Annotated in this window: 13 protein-coding genes and 2 pseudogenes; 7 read left to right on the plus strand and 8 right to left on the minus strand. The window is 31.9% G+C overall.

Annotated elements, in window-relative coordinates:
* Positions 1-263 precede the first annotated feature (263 nt).
* Together AD998_03560 and AD998_03565 are read right to left on the minus strand one after the other, a co-directional pair.
* Positions 264-617, minus strand: a pseudogene (locus AD998_03560) (hypothetical protein).
* Positions 617-916, minus strand: a complete 300-nt coding sequence (locus AD998_03565; protein ID KOY88034.1) for a hypothetical protein — start codon at positions 914-916, stop codon at positions 617-619. The pseudogene AD998_03560 and the gene AD998_03565 overlap by 1 nt, the downstream one beginning before the upstream one ends.
* Before the next feature lie 1,318 nt (positions 917-2,234).
* On the opposite strand from AD998_03565, the gene AD998_03570 reads away from it, so the two are divergent.
* Together AD998_03570 and AD998_03575 are read left to right on the plus strand one after the other, a co-directional pair.
* Positions 2,235-3,209: a sulfurtransferase gene (locus AD998_03570; GenBank protein KOY85354.1), complete on the plus strand. Its 975-nt coding sequence runs from the start codon at positions 2,235-2,237 to the stop codon at positions 3,207-3,209.
* Between the two features lie 159 nt (positions 3,210-3,368).
* Entirely contained in the window at positions 3,369-4,364 is a 996-nt protein-coding gene (locus tag AD998_03575) for a hypothetical protein (GenBank protein ID KOY88035.1), read from the plus strand.
* On the opposite strand, the gene AD998_03580 is transcribed toward AD998_03575, so the two are convergent.
* Positions 4,361-4,963 carry a hypothetical protein gene (locus tag AD998_03580; GenBank protein KOY85355.1) on the minus strand — a complete coding sequence of 201 codons (603 nt, stop codon included), beginning with the start codon at positions 4,961-4,963 and terminating at the stop codon, positions 4,361-4,363. The two genes, AD998_03575 and AD998_03580, sit on opposite strands and share 4 nt — an antisense overlap.
* Positions 4,964-5,046: 83 nt before the next feature.
* On the opposite strand from AD998_03580, the gene AD998_03585 reads away from it, so the two are divergent.
* The 3 genes and pseudogenes from AD998_03585 (at position 5,047) to AD998_03595 (ending at position 7,809) form a co-directional block, all read left to right on the plus strand.
* Entirely contained in the window at positions 5,047-6,540 is a 1,494-nt protein-coding gene (locus tag AD998_03585) for a hypothetical protein (GenBank protein ID KOY85356.1), read from the plus strand.
* Positions 6,541-6,629: 89 nt separating this feature from the next.
* A pseudogene (locus AD998_03590) lies at positions 6,630-7,334 on the plus strand (hypothetical protein).
* Between the two features lie 73 nt (positions 7,335-7,407).
* On the plus strand, positions 7,408-7,809 hold the full coding sequence (locus AD998_03595; GenBank protein ID KOY88036.1) for a hypothetical protein: 402 nt from the start codon (positions 7,408-7,410) through the stop codon (positions 7,807-7,809).
* Between the two features lie 25 nt (positions 7,810-7,834).
* On the opposite strand, the gene AD998_03600 is transcribed toward AD998_03595, so the two are convergent.
* The 5 genes from AD998_03600 to AD998_03620 form a co-directional block, all read right to left on the minus strand.
* Entirely contained in the window at positions 7,835-8,377 is a 543-nt protein-coding gene (locus AD998_03600; protein ID KOY85357.1) for an NADH-quinone oxidoreductase subunit E, read from the minus strand.
* A gap of 147 nt (positions 8,378-8,524) precedes the next feature.
* Positions 8,525-8,926 (minus strand): serine/threonine protein kinase, encoded by a 402-nt coding sequence (locus tag AD998_03605; GenBank protein KOY88037.1) that lies wholly within the window; start codon positions 8,924-8,926, stop codon positions 8,525-8,527.
* A gap of 22 nt (positions 8,927-8,948) precedes the next feature.
* A complete protein-coding gene (locus tag AD998_03610; protein KOY85358.1) occupies positions 8,949-12,251 on the minus strand; it encodes an ATPase in 3,303 nt (1,100 codons plus the stop codon).
* 71 nt (positions 12,252-12,322) lie between these two features.
* Complete coding sequence (locus AD998_03615; GenBank protein ID KOY85359.1) at positions 12,323-14,047, minus strand: peptide ABC transporter substrate-binding protein; 1,725 nt, start codon at positions 14,045-14,047, stop codon at positions 12,323-12,325.
* 132 nt (positions 14,048-14,179) lie between these two features.
* Complete coding sequence (locus AD998_03620) at positions 14,180-15,982, minus strand: hypothetical protein (protein KOY85360.1); 1,803 nt, start codon at positions 15,980-15,982, stop codon at positions 14,180-14,182.
* Between AD998_03620 and AD998_03625 the strand changes: the two genes are divergently transcribed.
* Together AD998_03625 and AD998_03630 are read left to right on the plus strand one after the other, a co-directional pair.
* A complete protein-coding gene (locus AD998_03625) occupies positions 15,950-16,171 on the plus strand; it encodes a PspC family transcriptional regulator (protein ID KOY85361.1) in 222 nt (73 codons plus the stop codon). The genes AD998_03620 and AD998_03625 overlap by 33 nt on opposite strands.
* Before the next feature lie 53 nt (positions 16,172-16,224).
* Positions 16,225-16,794: a peptide deformylase gene (locus tag AD998_03630; protein ID KOY85362.1), complete on the plus strand. Its 570-nt coding sequence runs from the start codon at positions 16,225-16,227 to the stop codon at positions 16,792-16,794.
* The last annotated feature ends 1 nt before the right edge of the window (position 16,795 follow it).

The following is a 16,795-nucleotide window of genomic DNA, read 5'->3' on the forward strand; positions in this document are numbered from 1 at the left end:
TTACGAACAGCCATACATACCAAAGGGCGTTGTGTGGATATATCAGGAAATAAAGCGGAGTCTATTTGTAAATTTCTAAGCTTACATAATTTAGCCCAGCCTTTTCCTTGGGGCTGTGTGAGCAAGGTTTTACTTTCTAATGGTTGATAAAAATTGAAAGGAAACAAAGCTGTATTGATATAAAAAGGTATGCCATAAGATTTTATATCAGCCTGAAAGAAAGTTTTTTGACTGTTTTTTACTTCAAAATAGGCTTGATTTTGAGCAATTTGAGTAATCTCAAAATCTGCTAATTCTTTTGGAATACCCCAATTCTGGATACCATTATAGACACTTTCGTAAGTGGAAACATAAATTTTAGAAATATTAAAACCTGTTTTCTTTTCAAAATTAAACAACCCAGGGATAAATAAAAGCTCTTTGTATCCACCTACTTCCGAAGTGTGATAATCTACGAGCATTACGCTTCCAATCACACCTTTAAAAGTAGCTTTTTTATGAAATTCTGTTAAAAAACCTTGTTTTTCAATAAATTCTTTAGAAAAACGATACAAAAAAATATATCCATTGCCCCTGAGTGTCCAAGGGGCAGGAGCAATGACAGAGGGCTGAGGCATCATAAGTTAAAAGTCATTAAAGCTCCTCCTAACTGTATTTTATCACCTTGTTTTAGAATATGCTTATCAACTTTGTTTCCATTTACAATGACACCATTAGTACTACCATTGTCTGTGATAAACCAGTTTCCTCCTTCGTTTGTCAAAATGGCATGTTTACCTGAAACACTTTGAACAGGGATTACAATGTCATTATCTTCTTTTCTACCAATAGTCATGGTGGGCTTGTGTAACTCAAAAGTTTTACTGATACCTTCTCCTGTAACAGAAAGGGTTGGCGTTCCACCACCTACACCAATATATGTTTTTTTAGGGTCAAATTTTTTAGGTTCTTCTTTTACAACTGTTGGCTGTTGAGTAAATTGTTGATTTTGAAGTTGTTGCTGTAATGCTTGTTGCTCTTGTAAAAACTGCTCTTTTTGTTGTTCCATTTGTTTTTTGAGGGCATTCTGCTCTTCTTGTTGGCGTTTTTTAGCTTTCTGATTTCTTTGAATAAATACAAAAACAAGAGCTGCCATTATTACAAAACCAATAGCTATAAATAATGGTAAATTATTGGTTTTTGAATCGCTTTTAGAGCTTTCAGGTTTGGTGATTGTAACATTTTGAGCCTTTCCATCTATACTGATTTGAATCCCCTCTACGCTTTCAGAGTTAGGTGGCGTAAAAGAAATTTCATATACTCCTGAAGATTGTTTTTCTGAGCTACCTATAAAACTATTGAGTTTTTCTGTAATTTCTGAGCTACCACTTACCATATCACTTTGTGCATTGGTTTTGTCAGCTAATTTTTTAAGATTATCCAAAGCATACGGAAACCCAGTCTTATAAACCAAAGAATACACTTTTATTTTACTACTATTGGCTTTATCAATACAATCTTCAATTTTAAAATTAGAATAGCTTTTATTGACACCTGCTGTAAGCACCACAATGATTTTTTCAGGCTCGTTGGTGGATTGGCTTACATACTCAATGGCATCATAAATAGCTTTATGAATATCTGCTTGTTTGATAGTATCTCTCACAGGTTTGATTTTTTGATTTAATTCGCTGATGAATAGCTCTTTATCGACAGTAAAATCGGCACTCCAATTGTTTAGAATTTTACTGTCGCTGTTGGCTTTCCAAAATGAAGAAGCATTGAATAATGTACCTTCAGGAGTAGATTTGATGAAATCGGAAACACCTGACTTAAAATGACTTACTACTTGGGAGCTTGTGAAGCCTGATGTTTCTATCAAAAAATAAATAGATTTTGCACCTACTTGACTATTAGAGTCTTTGGCGATTATGAAACTGATAGTTTGACCATTTTGGGTTATCTTTGTGTTTTCTTGTGTAATGGGTTTTTCAGATGTGATTTTAGCTTTAATATTGGGAAATCCTTGATTATCAATATCTATTTTTTGAGCTATGCCTTGAAAAGCATACACACTAATCCAGAATAAAACGAGAATCTTTTTCATACTTAACAAAATGGTCTAAATGATTTAGAGTGCTAATATAACGAAAAAATATTTGCTAAAATTCTGATTTTCTTCTAAAAAAGCGATAAATTTGCGAAATTTTTTTAACCACTCCGCCCTGAAACGGAGCTAAACAAAAAAGGTATTTATGGAAAATACAATTCCCCAACAAGAATATTGTGGGCTACTTTATTATTGTTATGCCCCAATCCAAGACCCAGAAGCTTATCGAGAAGAACATCATCTGTTTTGTATTGAAAATGGTATTTTAGGTCGTATTATTATTGCAAATGAAGGTTTGAATGGTGCTGTTTCTGGTACAAAAGAAAACTGTCAGAAATATATGGACTATGTACTTGCTGATGAAAGATTTAAACACACTGACTTTAAGATAGAAAAAACAGATGGACATACTTTTACAAAAATTCATGTTCGTGTAAAATCTGAAATTGTACATTCTGGCTTAACTGAAATAGACCCTAACCAAAAAACAGGAATCCACCTTGAACCAGAAGATTTCAAGAAAATGAAAAATGATGAGGATATTATCATTTTGGATGCCCGTTCTAACTATGAACATAAACTCGGAAAATTCAAAAATGCCATTACTTTAGATATTGAGAATTTTAGAGAATTTCCTGAAAAAGTAAAAGAAATATATCCTTTATTAGAAGGTAAGAAAATTGTAACATACTGTACAGGAGGTATTAAATGTGAAAAAGCAAGTGCTTATTTGTTAGAGCAAGGTTTTCAGAATGTCTATCAGTTGCATGGTGGAATTATTAAATATGGTATGGAAGCAGGTGGCGAAGATTTTGAAGGAAAATGTTATGTTTTTGATAACAGAATAGCTGTTGATGTAAATAAAGTCAATCCTGTGGTACTTTCACATTGTTATATCTGTGATACTGAGTGTGATAGAATGGTGAATTGTGCTAATCCTCATTGTAACAATCACTTACCAATTTGTGATAAATGTGGATGGGAATATAAAGGAGCTTGTTCTACAGAGTGTAAAGAAAACGAAGATATACGTCCTTATGATGGAACAGGCTATTACCAAAAGAAGACAAACGGCTATAACCCTTACAAAGGTTGGAAACGCAAACATACAGTTGAATAAAACAAAATCCCACTTTTAAAAGTGGGATTTTTTATTGTAAAAAAACTACATTTGATTTTCAAATATCATTGCATGTTATTTCTATTTCTTTCTATTACAACACTTGTAATCATTATAGATATTCTTTGTTTTTTTCTTTTTAAAAAGAAAAATCAAAAAATCATTTTAGATAATTTACCTACAATATCTATTTTAGTTGCAGTCAGAAACGAAGAAAATAATATCTTGGCTTGCTTAGAATCGTTAAATCATCTGAATTATCCACAAAATAAACTGCAAATCTTAATAGGAAATGACTTGTCCACAGATAGAACAGTCGAAATTGTGGAAAACTTTATCAGTAATAAGCCAAAGTTTCAACTTATCCACATTTCTGAAAATATAGGTGATACTATTGGTAAAGCAAATGTATTGGCTCAGTTAGCTCATCAAGCCATAGGAGAGTGGCTTTTTTTTACAGATGCTGATATTACTCATCAACCCGACTGGCTTCAAAATATGCTTGTCTATGGGCATACCAAAGATTTGATAACTGGCTTTACATGGATAAAAGACAACACACTACAAGCGATAGAATGGACTTTTACGTTGGGAGTAGCCAAAGTATTTTCGGGTTTTAGACTGCCCACAACAGCCATGGGAAACAATATGGCAATCAAGAAAGAAATATACTTAAAAACAGGTGGTTATGAAAATTTGCCACCCAGCATTGTAGAAGATTTTGCATTGTTACAGGCTGTAATAAAACAAAATGGTAATTTTATCAATATTGTAGAAAAAGAAGTAAAAGCATATTCTAAACCTACAGAATCTTTTTTAATGCTTCTACAACAACGCAAACGATGGATGAAAGGAGCTGTACAAGCTCCTTGGTATGCAAAAATTTATATTTTCATAAAACTTATATTTATTGTAAGCCTTTTAGGTATTTTTTTTACAAACCCTGAACAATGGCAAATCATTTTAGGTATTTGGAGTATCAAAATCGTTTTTCAAAGTGCATTTATCTTGACATTATTGAAACGAATAGAACAGAAAGTTTATTGGTTGTATTTGCCTGTATATGACTTTTATACAAATATTTTGACAATTGTTTTAATCATTTATTATTTGCTTCCATTTAAAATATTTTGGAAAGGTAGGAAATATGCTTAACGCAATGTTGGCAAACTCAATTTGTAACGTACAGCAAGCAAACGAATAGTGATAATTACAGAGCTGGAAATTAGTAGGTTCCAATCTCTTTCAAGTCCAAAATAATGCAGAAATAAATATACGATAGCTCCTAAAAGACAAGCAGTTGCATAAATTTCTTTTCTAAATAAAACTGGGACTTCATTACTGAGTGTATCTCTGATAACTCCACCCATGACAGCCGTAAACATACCCATCATGGCTGCAATTTCTGGACGTACACCCATTCTAAGAGCTTTTTCGACACCCAAAATAGTGAAAAAGCCAATACCCACAGTATCAAACAACAAAAATGTTCTTTTAAGTTTTCTAACGAAATCCCAAGCGACTAATGATGTAAGAATTCCTGCTAAAATTGCATAAAAAAAGTTTATATCACCTATCCAAACAAGTGGATAACTGCCCAACAGAATATCCCGAAGGCTACCGCCCCCAATAGCAGTAATGAAGCCCATAAAAGCAGCTCCAAATACATCTTGCTCTTTATTTTCAAGAGCCAAAGCTCCAGAAATAGCAAAAAAATATGTTCCTAAAAGTTCAAAAAGATATTGTAAAGTCATTTTACTTGATTGTAAAGTTTAACAAAAGACTTCTTTTCTGTTTGCAAGTTTATGATTAGATTTGCAAAAAAACTAATATTTCTATGAGTGCTCCAGTTCGTGAAGAAACAAAAGTTGTGCATTTTTATTATATGCCTTTTATTGTAGATATGTTTTTGCGTTGGTGTACGATGGGTTTGTATCGTTGGCGTGTAAAGCCTGTTCATGAATCAGAGGATTTTATCTTTTTTATAGTAGAACAAATTATTATTACAGTAATAACGGTTCTATGGATTCTGAGAAGGTTTAATCAACTCAAAAAGCAATATGATTTTTTAAGAGAGGGATTTTATGAAGAAAAGGTATCCTTACTATCTATTGCCTTTAGACTTTTCAATGTTGTTTCTGTTACATACATTATTGCTAATATTATCAGAGAGCAAAAATTTTATCACGAGTTTGTAGGAGTTCGTCAAGATGGTTCTCAATATGCTGCTTATTTTTTAGTGTTTTTGGTATATGCAGGTATTATGGTGTTTTTATCTTTCATTAGTATCAGAGTTTCTAAAGAACACGAGGAAGAATTTGTTTCTATTCCCATTGCGGACCCTATGCCATTAGGGAAATGGGTAAAAAAATTGACCAAACGTTACTCAAATGAGCAAGATATAGATACATCATCATTGATTGATAGATCCTTGTTTCTTAATTCATTTGATTACCAAATAGATAGAAATGATTTGGAAATTATTAAAGTAGAAGGGAGACTTCGCAACGAACATTCAAGGGTAGAAGCATATATTCTTGAAAGTGTTATGTTTGGAGCTTTGGCTTTTTCAGGATTTTTATCCATTATAGCCTCAGAGCGATTTAATTATACAATCAGTGAAAGGCAAGATTTTTTGACCAAAAACGTTAAAATTAATAATGAGTCTTTAGTAAAAGAAAATAGTACAATTGTTTTAAATACAACTAAAATAAAGGATGATAAAACGACTGCAAAAGAACAATCTGTACCCTTAGTAAAAACGACTGAAATGCGTCTTTTTTGGGAAGATACGATGGAGTTGTTTGATAATATTGTTTTATTCAAACTTCAGGATGCTTCTAAAAACTGGGATAAACTCATACAGCCCAGTAATTTGATTATGCTCATTACCATTGAAACACTTTTTTGTGCTTTATTTTTCCTTTCTGTAATTGCTTCACGGCTTCGATATACCAAAATGACAGAAGAAATTGATAATTTGGTACGTTTGGCAAGAAATTTTAATGATAAAGAAGAAGAAGTACACAATTTAGTATTACAAGGTTTAGGAGATGAGGCAGTACAAATCAACTTACACCAAAGACTACAAAGTTTGGGAGCAAAAATTAATCAATATTTAGAAAGAGCTAATATCCTTCTTTCTCAAACACGCCCTATTTTAATTTATATGAGTTTATTTAGAAATTTGGGTGTAATTATGTTTATTTTTATTTTGATAACCAGTAGCTTGTTCTTCTCAAAATCACTTGCCATGATATTCTTAACATGCTCAATTGTGGCTTATATTTATGAATATGTGGATATTAAATTACGCATGAAAGCTAAATAATGTTTATATCTATGAAAATCTTATTTGTATTGTTTTGTTTTTTAGGCTCTTTTGGACTGTACGCTCAAGATTTGGAAACAAATCCTTTGGAAACAGATACTGTTCCAGACTTGAAAATAAAAATGCCTAAAGAAAAGAAAACTGTAAAAGAAGCTAAAGCTAAGAAAAATGTGTTTTATGGAAAAAAAACCCGTAAAACATTCATTAAAAACGGAGCAATTACAGAGGTCTTCCATTACTTGACTGTCAATGAGCAACCGAATAAATATATAGAAGAAATTTACTCTTATAACCCAAGTAAAAAAAGAATTTATGTATCCAACTATCAAAAACTAGATATGGATGATAATAAAGTTTTGCATGGTCCCTATAAAAAAATGAGAGATAATAAAGTAATAGAAGAAGGCTTTTTTTATATAGGTGTCAAGCATGGTCGATGGGAAAAGTTTGGAAATGATGCATTAGATAGAGATTTTGTAATGACTGAGAAAGTAAAATATAATAGAGGATTTCTAAAGGATTCGAAAGTCCAGTATTATGATGACCAACGTAAAAAACTTAAAGAAGTAATTCCCATTAAAAATGATAAAGAAGATGGAACATATTATTTATATCATTCCAATGGCAATTTAGCTATCAAGGGGAATTATCAGAACGGAGTAAAAGTAGGCTTATGGGTAGAATACCATACCAATGGAAAAAGAAAAAAAGAAACTACATATAATAAAAACTGGTATGATAAAAATACAGAGCCTCCTCAAATCAGAGAATATGATGAGAATGGTAGAATTATTCAAAATTAAAAAGGCTGAAATAAAAGGAATTATTATCCTTCTAACAAGTTTGTCAATAAGTTCTTGTAATACAATTCAAAAGTCTAACTTTAAAAAAGAATATATTCATCCTGCCAATGGTTACTCTCAAGTGGTAAGCATTACGTCTGGCAACACCAAAACACTCTATATTTCTGGTCAGATAGGAGAGGGGAAGGATTTGGAAGCTCAAATGCATTCAGTATTTTCTAAATTAAAAATAGAACTGGAAACTTGTGGGGCAACTTATAAAGACATCGTAAAAATCAACACTTATATTGTCAATTATAAAGAAGAATATTACGAAACCTTTCGTAGAATACGCAGAGAGGTTTTAGGAACAGAAGAGATGCCAGCAAGTACTTTGATAGGAGTAACCTCTTTGGCAAAATCAGAATATTTGATTGAAATGGATGCAATAGCAGTGATTCCATTAGATAAAACAAATAAAAAATAAAAAGCTCGCATAAAGCGAGCTTTTTTTATATCCATTCTTTCTGAATCAATTCATCTATTTTTTCGGGTGTCAGGTTTTCATAATATTTATAAATTCCATCTTCCGATTTGAGTTTTACTTGTAAACAAGGAGCACCACCACAAGCAGCCAAACACTCTACAGCTTTAATAGTAAATCGGCCGTCAGCAGAAACTTCGTTGAGTTCTACACCAAGCTTTTTCTTAAGATACTCAAATACTTCATCTGCTCCACAAATCATACAAGGCCCTGTACGGCAAACTTCCAATACATATTTTCCAACGGGCTCTAAATGAAACATTGTATAAAATGATGCAACTTCATATACTTCAATAGGTTTGATATCGAGTATTTGAGCTACATAATCCATCACATTTACACTCATCCATCCAAACTCTGTTTGAGCAATGTGTAAAATAGGTAATATTGCGGATTTTTGCTTTCCTTCTGGATAACGGCTTATAATCTCTTTAATTTCCTTCATTCTCTCATCAGAAAATTGTGGGTTCTGATGGTATTGTCTGTCTTTATTGGCATGAAAAGCACCCATACGTCAAAATTAGAATTTAATGTTCAAATTGATAAATTTGAAATACCTATGAATTGTTCCAAATTTATAGTAATATTTTCTAAAAAGTAAAAAATTAGATTAGAAAAATCTGATTATTGAGAAAAACCTGTTAGAAGTCTAACAGGTTTAATTTATATAAAATATCATTTCGACCTCTCTACCACTGTCTTTGAAGTGGACTTCATCAGCAAGATGTTTGATTAGGAATACGCCTCTTCCTCCAATTTTATCCAAATTCTCAGGCGATACTGGGTCTGGAATATGATGGAAGTCAAAGCCTACACCCTCATCTTTTACTGTGAAACGAACAGCATCATCCATCAATTGTAATGATAACACCACATTTTTAGATGGATTGCATTTATTTCCATGCTGAATAGCGTTGTTCACAGCTTCAGTGATAGCTATTAGAATATTGCCATAAATATCATCATCTATGTTGTATTGCTCTTTCACATTGTCTATAAAACTTTCAACAATACGAATGTTTTCTGGCAGAGAAGGTATCTGCAAGCTAATGGACTCCATTTTATTTGCGATATGTGTTGGTTTATTTTCCAATTTTCTCAAAGTATTTATCTATTTCTTTTTTGTAATAGGGATTGAGTGCAGGTGAAACTGTACGTAATATCTCTATTGATTTTTCTTTGGTTTTTGTATAAGGTTGAAGATTCTTAGGAATAGTTTTTTCTTTCACTTTTCCTGTTTCTCCTTTCCTCTTTTCTTCTTCACCTCTTTCTCTTTGAGCTTTCTCGTATTCTAAAAGTCTCGTTTCTATCTCTTGTTGACGTTTGATAAGTTGGTCTGTGAGACGTTTATTAATTAAATCTTCCTCATTTTTTTCCATTTGCTTAATCATATCACTCAACTGTTGCCCCATGTTTTCACCATTCTTATCCATCTGATTCCCTTTCTTGAGTTCTTCCATCTTCCGACGAAGAGCTTCTTGCTTTGCTGCCAATTTAGCTAATTCTTCAGAAAGTTGTTTACCCGATTTACCACTTTTTTTCAAATCTTGTATCTTTTGTCCCAATTCTTTTTGCAATTCGCCTAAACTTTGTCCTTTTTGCTTCCCTTTTTTCTTTCCACTGGACTGTCCTTGTGCGTTCATTTGATTTTGCATTTGTTGCATAGAGTTATTAAGCATCAAAGCAAGATTATTCATAGAGGTCATAGCAGATTGCTGTTTACCAGCAGCAACACCCAATTTACGTTCCTTAATACCTTTAGAACTCTCTTCCATAGCTTTTTGCATGTCACTTAATTCACGTGTTACATACGATTCTATTTGAGGTGTTCTTTTGGCAAGAGCAGTTAAACTATCTTCTATAATTTTTGCATCATCTCTTAATTTTAACTGCTTTTGAGCTAAGTCTATAAAACGAGGGTCAGAAACATTCACATTTTTAAATTCTTTCATCAACTCTTCTTGTCCAAATGAAAGCTTTACCAAATTATCTAAAATATTTCTCAGATTATCCAAATCTTCTTCTTTACTCTCTTGTTCCATCTCTTCTTGCATTTGTTGCATTTGTTGTTGCATTTCCTGCATTTTTTGAGCTGCTTTTTTCTGAGATTGAGAAGCTTTTTTGTTCTCTTTACTTTTGAGTTGTTCTGAACTGTTTTCCTGCTCTTTATCTACTTCTTTTTCTTGCTGTTCCATATTCATTTCAGGATTTTTATCTTCCAACTCCTGATTCATCTTCTCCATTTTATCCATTTCTTTTTTGATGTCCTCAAACTTTTCATTGAGCTTTTCTTGTTGTTTTTGAAGCTCTTGTTGTTTGGCATCATCTTTTTTATTGCTTTTGTCAGTTTCTTCAGAAAGTTTCTTTTGCTCTTCAGCCAATTTCTCTAAATTATTCTTAATATCCTCAAATTTTTGCTCATACTGCATTTGTTTGTACAGTTCTAAGGCTCTATCAAGCTCTTTCTCAAGATTTTCTTCTTTATTGAGGAGTTTATCTAAATTTTCTTGAAGTTTTGGGTCATTGCGTTGTTGTTCAAGCAATTTCTCAAGCTCTTCATAGAGTTTTTTAGTTTCTTCATCCATCAATTTATCCATGAGCTTTTGAAGTTGCTCCATTTTTTCTTTTAATTCCTCATTTTTAGGGTCTTCAAACAACTCTTTCTTCTCCTCATTCATTTTATTCATTTCTTGAAGTTGCTTGATGTCTTGCTCCAAATCTTGCTTTTTCTGCAAAATATCTTGAATCTGTTTGCGGTCGTTGTAATCTAAATTTTTCTTTGTTTTTATTTTTGTATCAAGGTCTTTGATTTCATTTTTTAATTCTTTGGCTTTCTGCAAAGTTTTATCCAATTGAGAAGTTGTTTTTTGGGCATTTTTATCTATTTCATCTCTCAGTTCTGTTTCATTGGGTAATTTGAATTGATATACTTGAGTCTTAGCACTTTTAGCACCATTTACACCATCATTGTCCCAAACCTGAGAAAAGTACTCTACTTGCTCACTTGGCTTTAGATTCAAAGATTTCAAATCCATTTCGTAGTAGAAATTTTGAGCCACAGAGCCTCCTTGTATGCCAATAGGCATAGACTTGTACTCTGTTTTGGGTTTACCATCAGCTCCCAAAATTCTGTAAAAGAATTTTAACTGAGAAAGTCCATAATCATCACTAATGCTACCACCTACACTTACATAGCTATAAAGAGCTGTGTCTTTGTAAGTTTCCATGCCAATTTTAGGGTATTGGTCAGGGATTACATTGATATAATAAGTAATGTTTTCTTTGTTTTCACTGTGCTCATTTTTTAAACGAACAGTATAATTTTGTGAAGCTCTGAGTTGTTTGCTATACAAAAATGATTTATTACTTTCTTTTTCAGCTTTGGCAAGCGTTTTATCTTGTTCAAAAGAAATAAACAAGCTATCAGTTTTTCCTACATTAAATTGCCATTCAACTTGCGTTCCTTCAGGAACAACCAAATTACCAATATTTTTAAGACTTTCAGGTGTTTTACCAAGATAAGCAGGATAAATCAGATTGGCACTAAAACTCAAAAGACTTGGACGTTCTAACAGTTCTATTTCGTAGGTATTGGAATTGAAACCTGCTGCTTCAAAACTAAACTTTTCAGACTTTTGTAATTTTTGGAAATTATAAAAATAGCCATTGGCATCTTGTTGCATTTTTATTTTTCCTTCGGATGTTATCAAATAAACTTCTTTGGGTAAAGTGTTGCCATTCAATTTTAAATCTATTCTTAAATCTTCACCTTTAAAGGCTTTTAATTTAGAATTTTGAAGTTCAAACTGAAAAGGTGCTTCATCGGCAAAGGTATCACCATATCGGATAATTCTTTTGGTGGGTTCTGTGAAAAACTTCATCCCATCAATCATAAAACCTATAAAAGCAAGAAACAGAAGCAATAAGAAATAACGAATGTACTTTCTATTTTCAGAAATATCAATGGCATCAGGAAAGTGAAAAACACTCAATTCTTTACTTTTTTGTTCAATACCAGCCAATAACAAATCGTTTTTTTGCTCAATTTTTTTTAATTGAAGCGTATTGAGTAATTTATCATTAATATTTGAAAAGTAATTGCCAATGTGTGATGCTGCCTGCTCATCTGAAATTTGCTTGGAAACTCTGAGCATTTTGAGTAAAGGAATGATTACCCAATAAGTCATGGAAAATATAGCACTAGCGATAAAGCTAAATAATAAAAATCCTCTGATAGAAGAGTTAAATCTGCCAAAATGCTCAACTGTACTAAATAGCAAATAAATAGCAATTGTAAGGGCAAATACAATTAAAGAGCCTTTTACAAATAAATTGAAGTAATATTTTCGCTTATAACGAGCGATATTTTCATTTAATGTTTCCATAGCTTTACTAATTTATCAAAATACCACAAAATTCGTACAAAAGCTATTTGTATAAAGGCTTATTTGTGTATTTATTTACTAAAATAAGTTTTGCTAAAATCCCAATACTGCATAGGGTTATTAGGGCAATCTTTTACGTTAGGTTTGATAATTCTATATACTTCATCATACCAAAGCACAAGAACAGCCGCTTCATCCATCAAAACTTGTTCAGCTTTACTAAAATACTCATAAGCTTCATCTACTGTATTGGCTTGTAAACCTTTCTCGTAGTACTCATCATATCTAACGTTTTTGAAACGTGGCATATTAGGATAAGACTTATCTTTTTCTGATGCGGGTACATTTTTGCCCCAAAATAACCACAAAAAGTTTTCAGGACTTGGATAATCAGCATAATATGCCATACGCATAAACTCAAAATCTCCAGTCAAACCTCTATCAATCAATTGAGCTACAGGTTGTTGATTAATTGAAACATCTATATTCAGATTTTCTTTTAGTTGGCGAATAACAGCCTGAGCCACATTGATATGTCTTTCTCCTTCAGGTGAAATATGCAATTGTATTGAAGGCAAACCTTTTCCTGCTTCAAAACCTGCTTTTTTCAAATAGTACAAAGCTGAATCAACATTATATTCATAACCTCTGATGCGAGCAATATCATATTTATTGAAAACGGGAGGAGTAATGCCATGGTCGCCAGCAGCTTCACCTTCTCCATTGAGAACGGCATCCAAAATTTCTTGACGATTGATAGCAAATGAAAAGGCTTTTCTTAAATCTTTATTTTTGAATAAACCTCTCTGTGTCATAAAATTAAGGTATTGAGTAGTCATTTCAGGAGAACGTTCCAACTCAAATTTTTTATTCAAACTATCTTGTTTAGCTCTATTGAAAATCTCAATGATATCTTCTGAAGGCAAACGTACAACCATATCCAAACCACCTTTCTCAAATTCTAAAAGTTCAGTTTTTTTATCTTTGATAAATGAAATTTTTACAGCATCTAAAAGTGGTAATTGATTTCCTTTATCATCTTTTTTGTAATAATTGGGGTTACGTTTTAAAAGAATAGTTGTTCCTTCATCTACTTTTGCCAAATAAAAAGGACCTGTACCTACAGCTTTGATACGCATATCTTCACCATATTTATCTATTGCTTCTTTAGGATAAATAAAAGCAAAAGGGCGAGCTAAGTTGCTGGTAAATAAAGCATAAGGTTTCGTTAATTCCAATTGAATGGTATGAGAATCAATCACTTTGATACCATCTATTTCTTTAGAAGGTTTCTTCCCATCAGCTGAAGCAGCATAATGTTCATCAGCTCCTTTAAGCAACCCTTGAAAAATCGTAAATCCTTGATTGATTTTATTTTGCGTACAAACCTGTGTGAAACAGAACTTTACGTCTTCGGCTGTAACCTCTCTACCTTTTCCACCATCAAAACAATCTGCATCATGGAAGCGAACGCCTTTTCTGAGTTTGATTGTATAAATGGTTTTGGTTTCATCCAATGTATAGCTTTCTGCCAAACCTTCAGTTGGCATTAAGTCTTGAGGGTTAAATTTGAAAAGTCCTTCATAAATTTGAGTGGATACTCTATAAGAGTAAACATCAATGATATTTAATGGATAAAGACTCTTGATGTACTCATTCTGATTGACTTTGAGAACACCTCCATATTTTTTGCCTCCTTTGGCTTCTTTGAGCGATTCTGAGCCTGTTTTATCTGTTCCACTACCACAAGATGTGATGGTTGCAATAGCTATCAAAAAAACAGCAATCTTTTTCATTGGAATCATTATTTTGAGATAATTTTGAAAAGACTTAGAGTTTTTAAAAGTACAAAAAATTTAGAAAAAAACATTTTTATTTAAAAAAAAAAACAAAATGATTATTAAATAAATTGATTTATAAGTTTTTAATTAATTAAAAAGACTTTGAAAACGAGATGATTTTTTGAAATTATGAAATTCTAAGTCATTTTTCACCTTATTTTTCCACTCAGGTATTTGTATGATTTTCCCCAAAGCTTCAATACACTTCTCTTCATTGCCTTTTCTAGCTTCAATAATTGCCACACAGTAATTAACGAGTTGCTTATCATAGTTGTTTTCAATAAGGGTATTAAAAATTCCCTCAGCTTTGTCATACTCATGTATAAGTAAGTATGCTAAAGCCTTGTTAAACAATATGTTATTGTGGTTTCCTGCTTCAGAGAAGTACTTAATCGACTCTTTATATTTTTTATCTCGATAACTTTTTGCTTTTTTAGCCAAATCAAGTCCTTTTAAAGCATATAGACCTTCATGCTTCAATTGCATTTTAATAGCTTTATTTAAGGATTCTTCAGCTTTTTGAGACTGCTTTGTTAGAGTATAAAGTAAAACTTCCTGATAAAAAGTTTCTGCTCTTGCATCTATTTGATTTGCAATAACAGTATGATAAAGAGCTAATTGAAATAATTTGTTTTGTTTTTCTGAATTCAATTCTTTTTGAGCCAATTCAAACTGTATTTTACCTAGATTATGATGAGATACAGAACTGTTATTGATTTTGATATTTTGCTCATAAAAATGGATTTGTTCTTCAAGCGTAGATTGTTTAATAGAACTATTTTTATCTCTTAACTGAATTCTTGCATATCTCAACTTAGGATATACCTTTTTTCTGATTTCTTGATAAAAAGGATAATTGCTTAATTTTGCGTCTAAAGAATCTAATTTTGTGTTTTGTATGATGTTAAAAATAGTTTCTGTGTCTGTAGAGGCTAAATTACTTTCTTGTACAAGTTCTTGAAAATGGGTTTTTAAATTGGAAATCTGCTGTTTTATTTGAGGAAAAGGAAGCTTGTGATTTTTTGCTAACTCTGCCAAATGCTTTTTGAGTGCTTCTGCTCTGTTATTAGCCAAAACCTGATTGTTTTTTTCTGAACCTTCTAACGAAAAAGCTGATTCTATGAGCAAAGGCTCTTGATTTTTGATGATTTTCAAAAAAAACTCCTCATAATTATTTAATTGTTCTTTTTGTAACACTGCATCACTTTGTTCAAAAAAGAAATTGATGGTGTAATCTTTGAAATTAAAAGCTTCATTTTTAGGGATTTCTAAAAATACACTCTCTTGCCAAACATCCTTAAATAACATAGATGTTTGTATAATCCCTTTATTGATAAAGAAATAAGGTGTTTCAAATTTCTTTTTCCCTTTGATTTGGGTGGTTTTTACAACAATATCACCATTACTTTTATTATGCTCATATAAAAAAGCAAAGTCTTGTTCTTTGAGAGGGGTTTTCTTTTTAGATAAGTAATTGTTGGCATTGAAAGTAATTGAACCTACTTCTGCTATAAAACTTTCTGTTCCTTTGGTGTTCTGAGCATTTGTAAAGAAAATTTTTGCTTCATATTGAGCATCTTTTTGTAGCATTTCAGTGGGCAACAAAAATTTAATATTGAAATGGACCTCTCCACCATGTACTTCCAAAGGAGAGGGATTTATTTCTATTTGTTGCTTTTTAGCAATTTTTTCAAATTGCTTTGAGCCATTACAAGCAAATAAAATTAGGGAAAATATTAAATAATAGAGGTTTGATAAAGTTTTTTGATTTTTTTTTATAAAAATTTTGTACATTTGGGCATATATTTTGTTTTTTACAAAACTAAAAAAAACAGTTGGTTGAAGATATTTTTTAAGATGGAAAAGTTTAAATCTTTTTTGGAGTTTCATGCATTTGGAGTTTGTACCCGTTTAGGAGAAAAAATGGGTATGGCAATCTCTAATATACGTCTGTTTTTTATTTACACAACTTTTCTGACCTTTGGTTCGCCCATTGTTATCTATTTGGCTCTGGCATTTATCATGAATATCAGACGTTATCTTAGAAGAGCCAACAACCCAAGTGTTTGGGATATTTAATAAATTTTAAAAGAGAGGACAAGTGATTTTGTTCCAGATAATTAATAATTGATATGATTTTACCTATTGTAGCCTACGGAGACCCTGTACTTAAACAAGTAGCTAAGGATATAGAAATTGGCACAGACTTAAAAAGTTTAATAGACGATATGTTTGAAACCATGTATGAAGCTCATGGTATAGGACTTGCTGCTCCCCAAATTGGAAAAGGTATTCGTTTGTTCATTGTAGATGGTACACAACTCGAAGAAGAAGAGGAACCTATACTAAAAACATTCAAAAAAGCGTTTATCAATCCAATGATTTTAGAGGAAAAAGGTAAACCTTGGACAATGGAAGAGGGTTGTTTGAGTATTCCAGGTATCAGAGAAAATGTAAGTAGAAAAGAAACACTTACTATTCGTTATTATGATATAGATTGGAAATTACAAGAAGAAACCTATGATGGAATGGCTGCAAGAATTATCCAACATGAATATGACCATATTGAAGGAAAATTATTTGTAGATTATCTTTCTCCACTAAAAAAACGATTATTGAAAGGGAAACTTGCAAATATCAGTAAAGGAATTACAGATGCTGACTACAAAATGCGTTTTCCTTTGGCATCAAAAGCTAGGTAAT

The sequence above is a fragment of the bacterium 336/3 genome (genome assembly GCA_001281695.1).
In the GTDB taxonomy this organism is placed as follows: domain Bacteria; phylum Bacteroidota; class Bacteroidia; order Cytophagales; family Thermonemataceae; genus Raineya.

Coding starts and splice junctions, on each gene's coding strand:
- AD998_03570 (KOY85354.1), top strand. CDS start 2,235: ATGGAAAATACAATTCCCCAACAAGAATATTGTGGGCTACTTTATTAT.
- AD998_03620 (KOY85360.1), bottom strand. CDS start 15,982: ATGAAACTCCAAAAAAGATTTAAACTTTTCCATCTTAAAAAATATCTT.
- AD998_03600 (KOY85357.1), bottom strand. CDS start 8,377: ATGGGTGCTTTTCATGCCAATAAAGACAGACAATACCATCAGAACCCA.
- AD998_03605 (KOY88037.1), bottom strand. CDS start 8,926: ATGGAGTCCATTAGCTTGCAGATACCTTCTCTGCCAGAAAACATTCGT.
- AD998_03585 (KOY85356.1), top strand. CDS start 5,047: ATGAGTGCTCCAGTTCGTGAAGAAACAAAAGTTGTGCATTTTTATTAT.
- AD998_03610 (KOY85358.1), bottom strand. CDS start 12,251: ATGGAAACATTAAATGAAAATATCGCTCGTTATAAGCGAAAATATTAC.
- AD998_03615 (KOY85359.1), bottom strand. CDS start 14,047: ATGAAAAAGATTGCTGTTTTTTTGATAGCTATTGCAACCATCACATCT.
- AD998_03580 (KOY85355.1), bottom strand. CDS start 4,963: ATGACTTTACAATATCTTTTTGAACTTTTAGGAACATATTTTTTTGCT.
- AD998_03625 (KOY85361.1), top strand. CDS start 15,950: ATGGAAAAGTTTAAATCTTTTTTGGAGTTTCATGCATTTGGAGTTTGT.
- AD998_03630 (KOY85362.1), top strand. CDS start 16,225: ATGATTTTACCTATTGTAGCCTACGGAGACCCTGTACTTAAACAAGTA.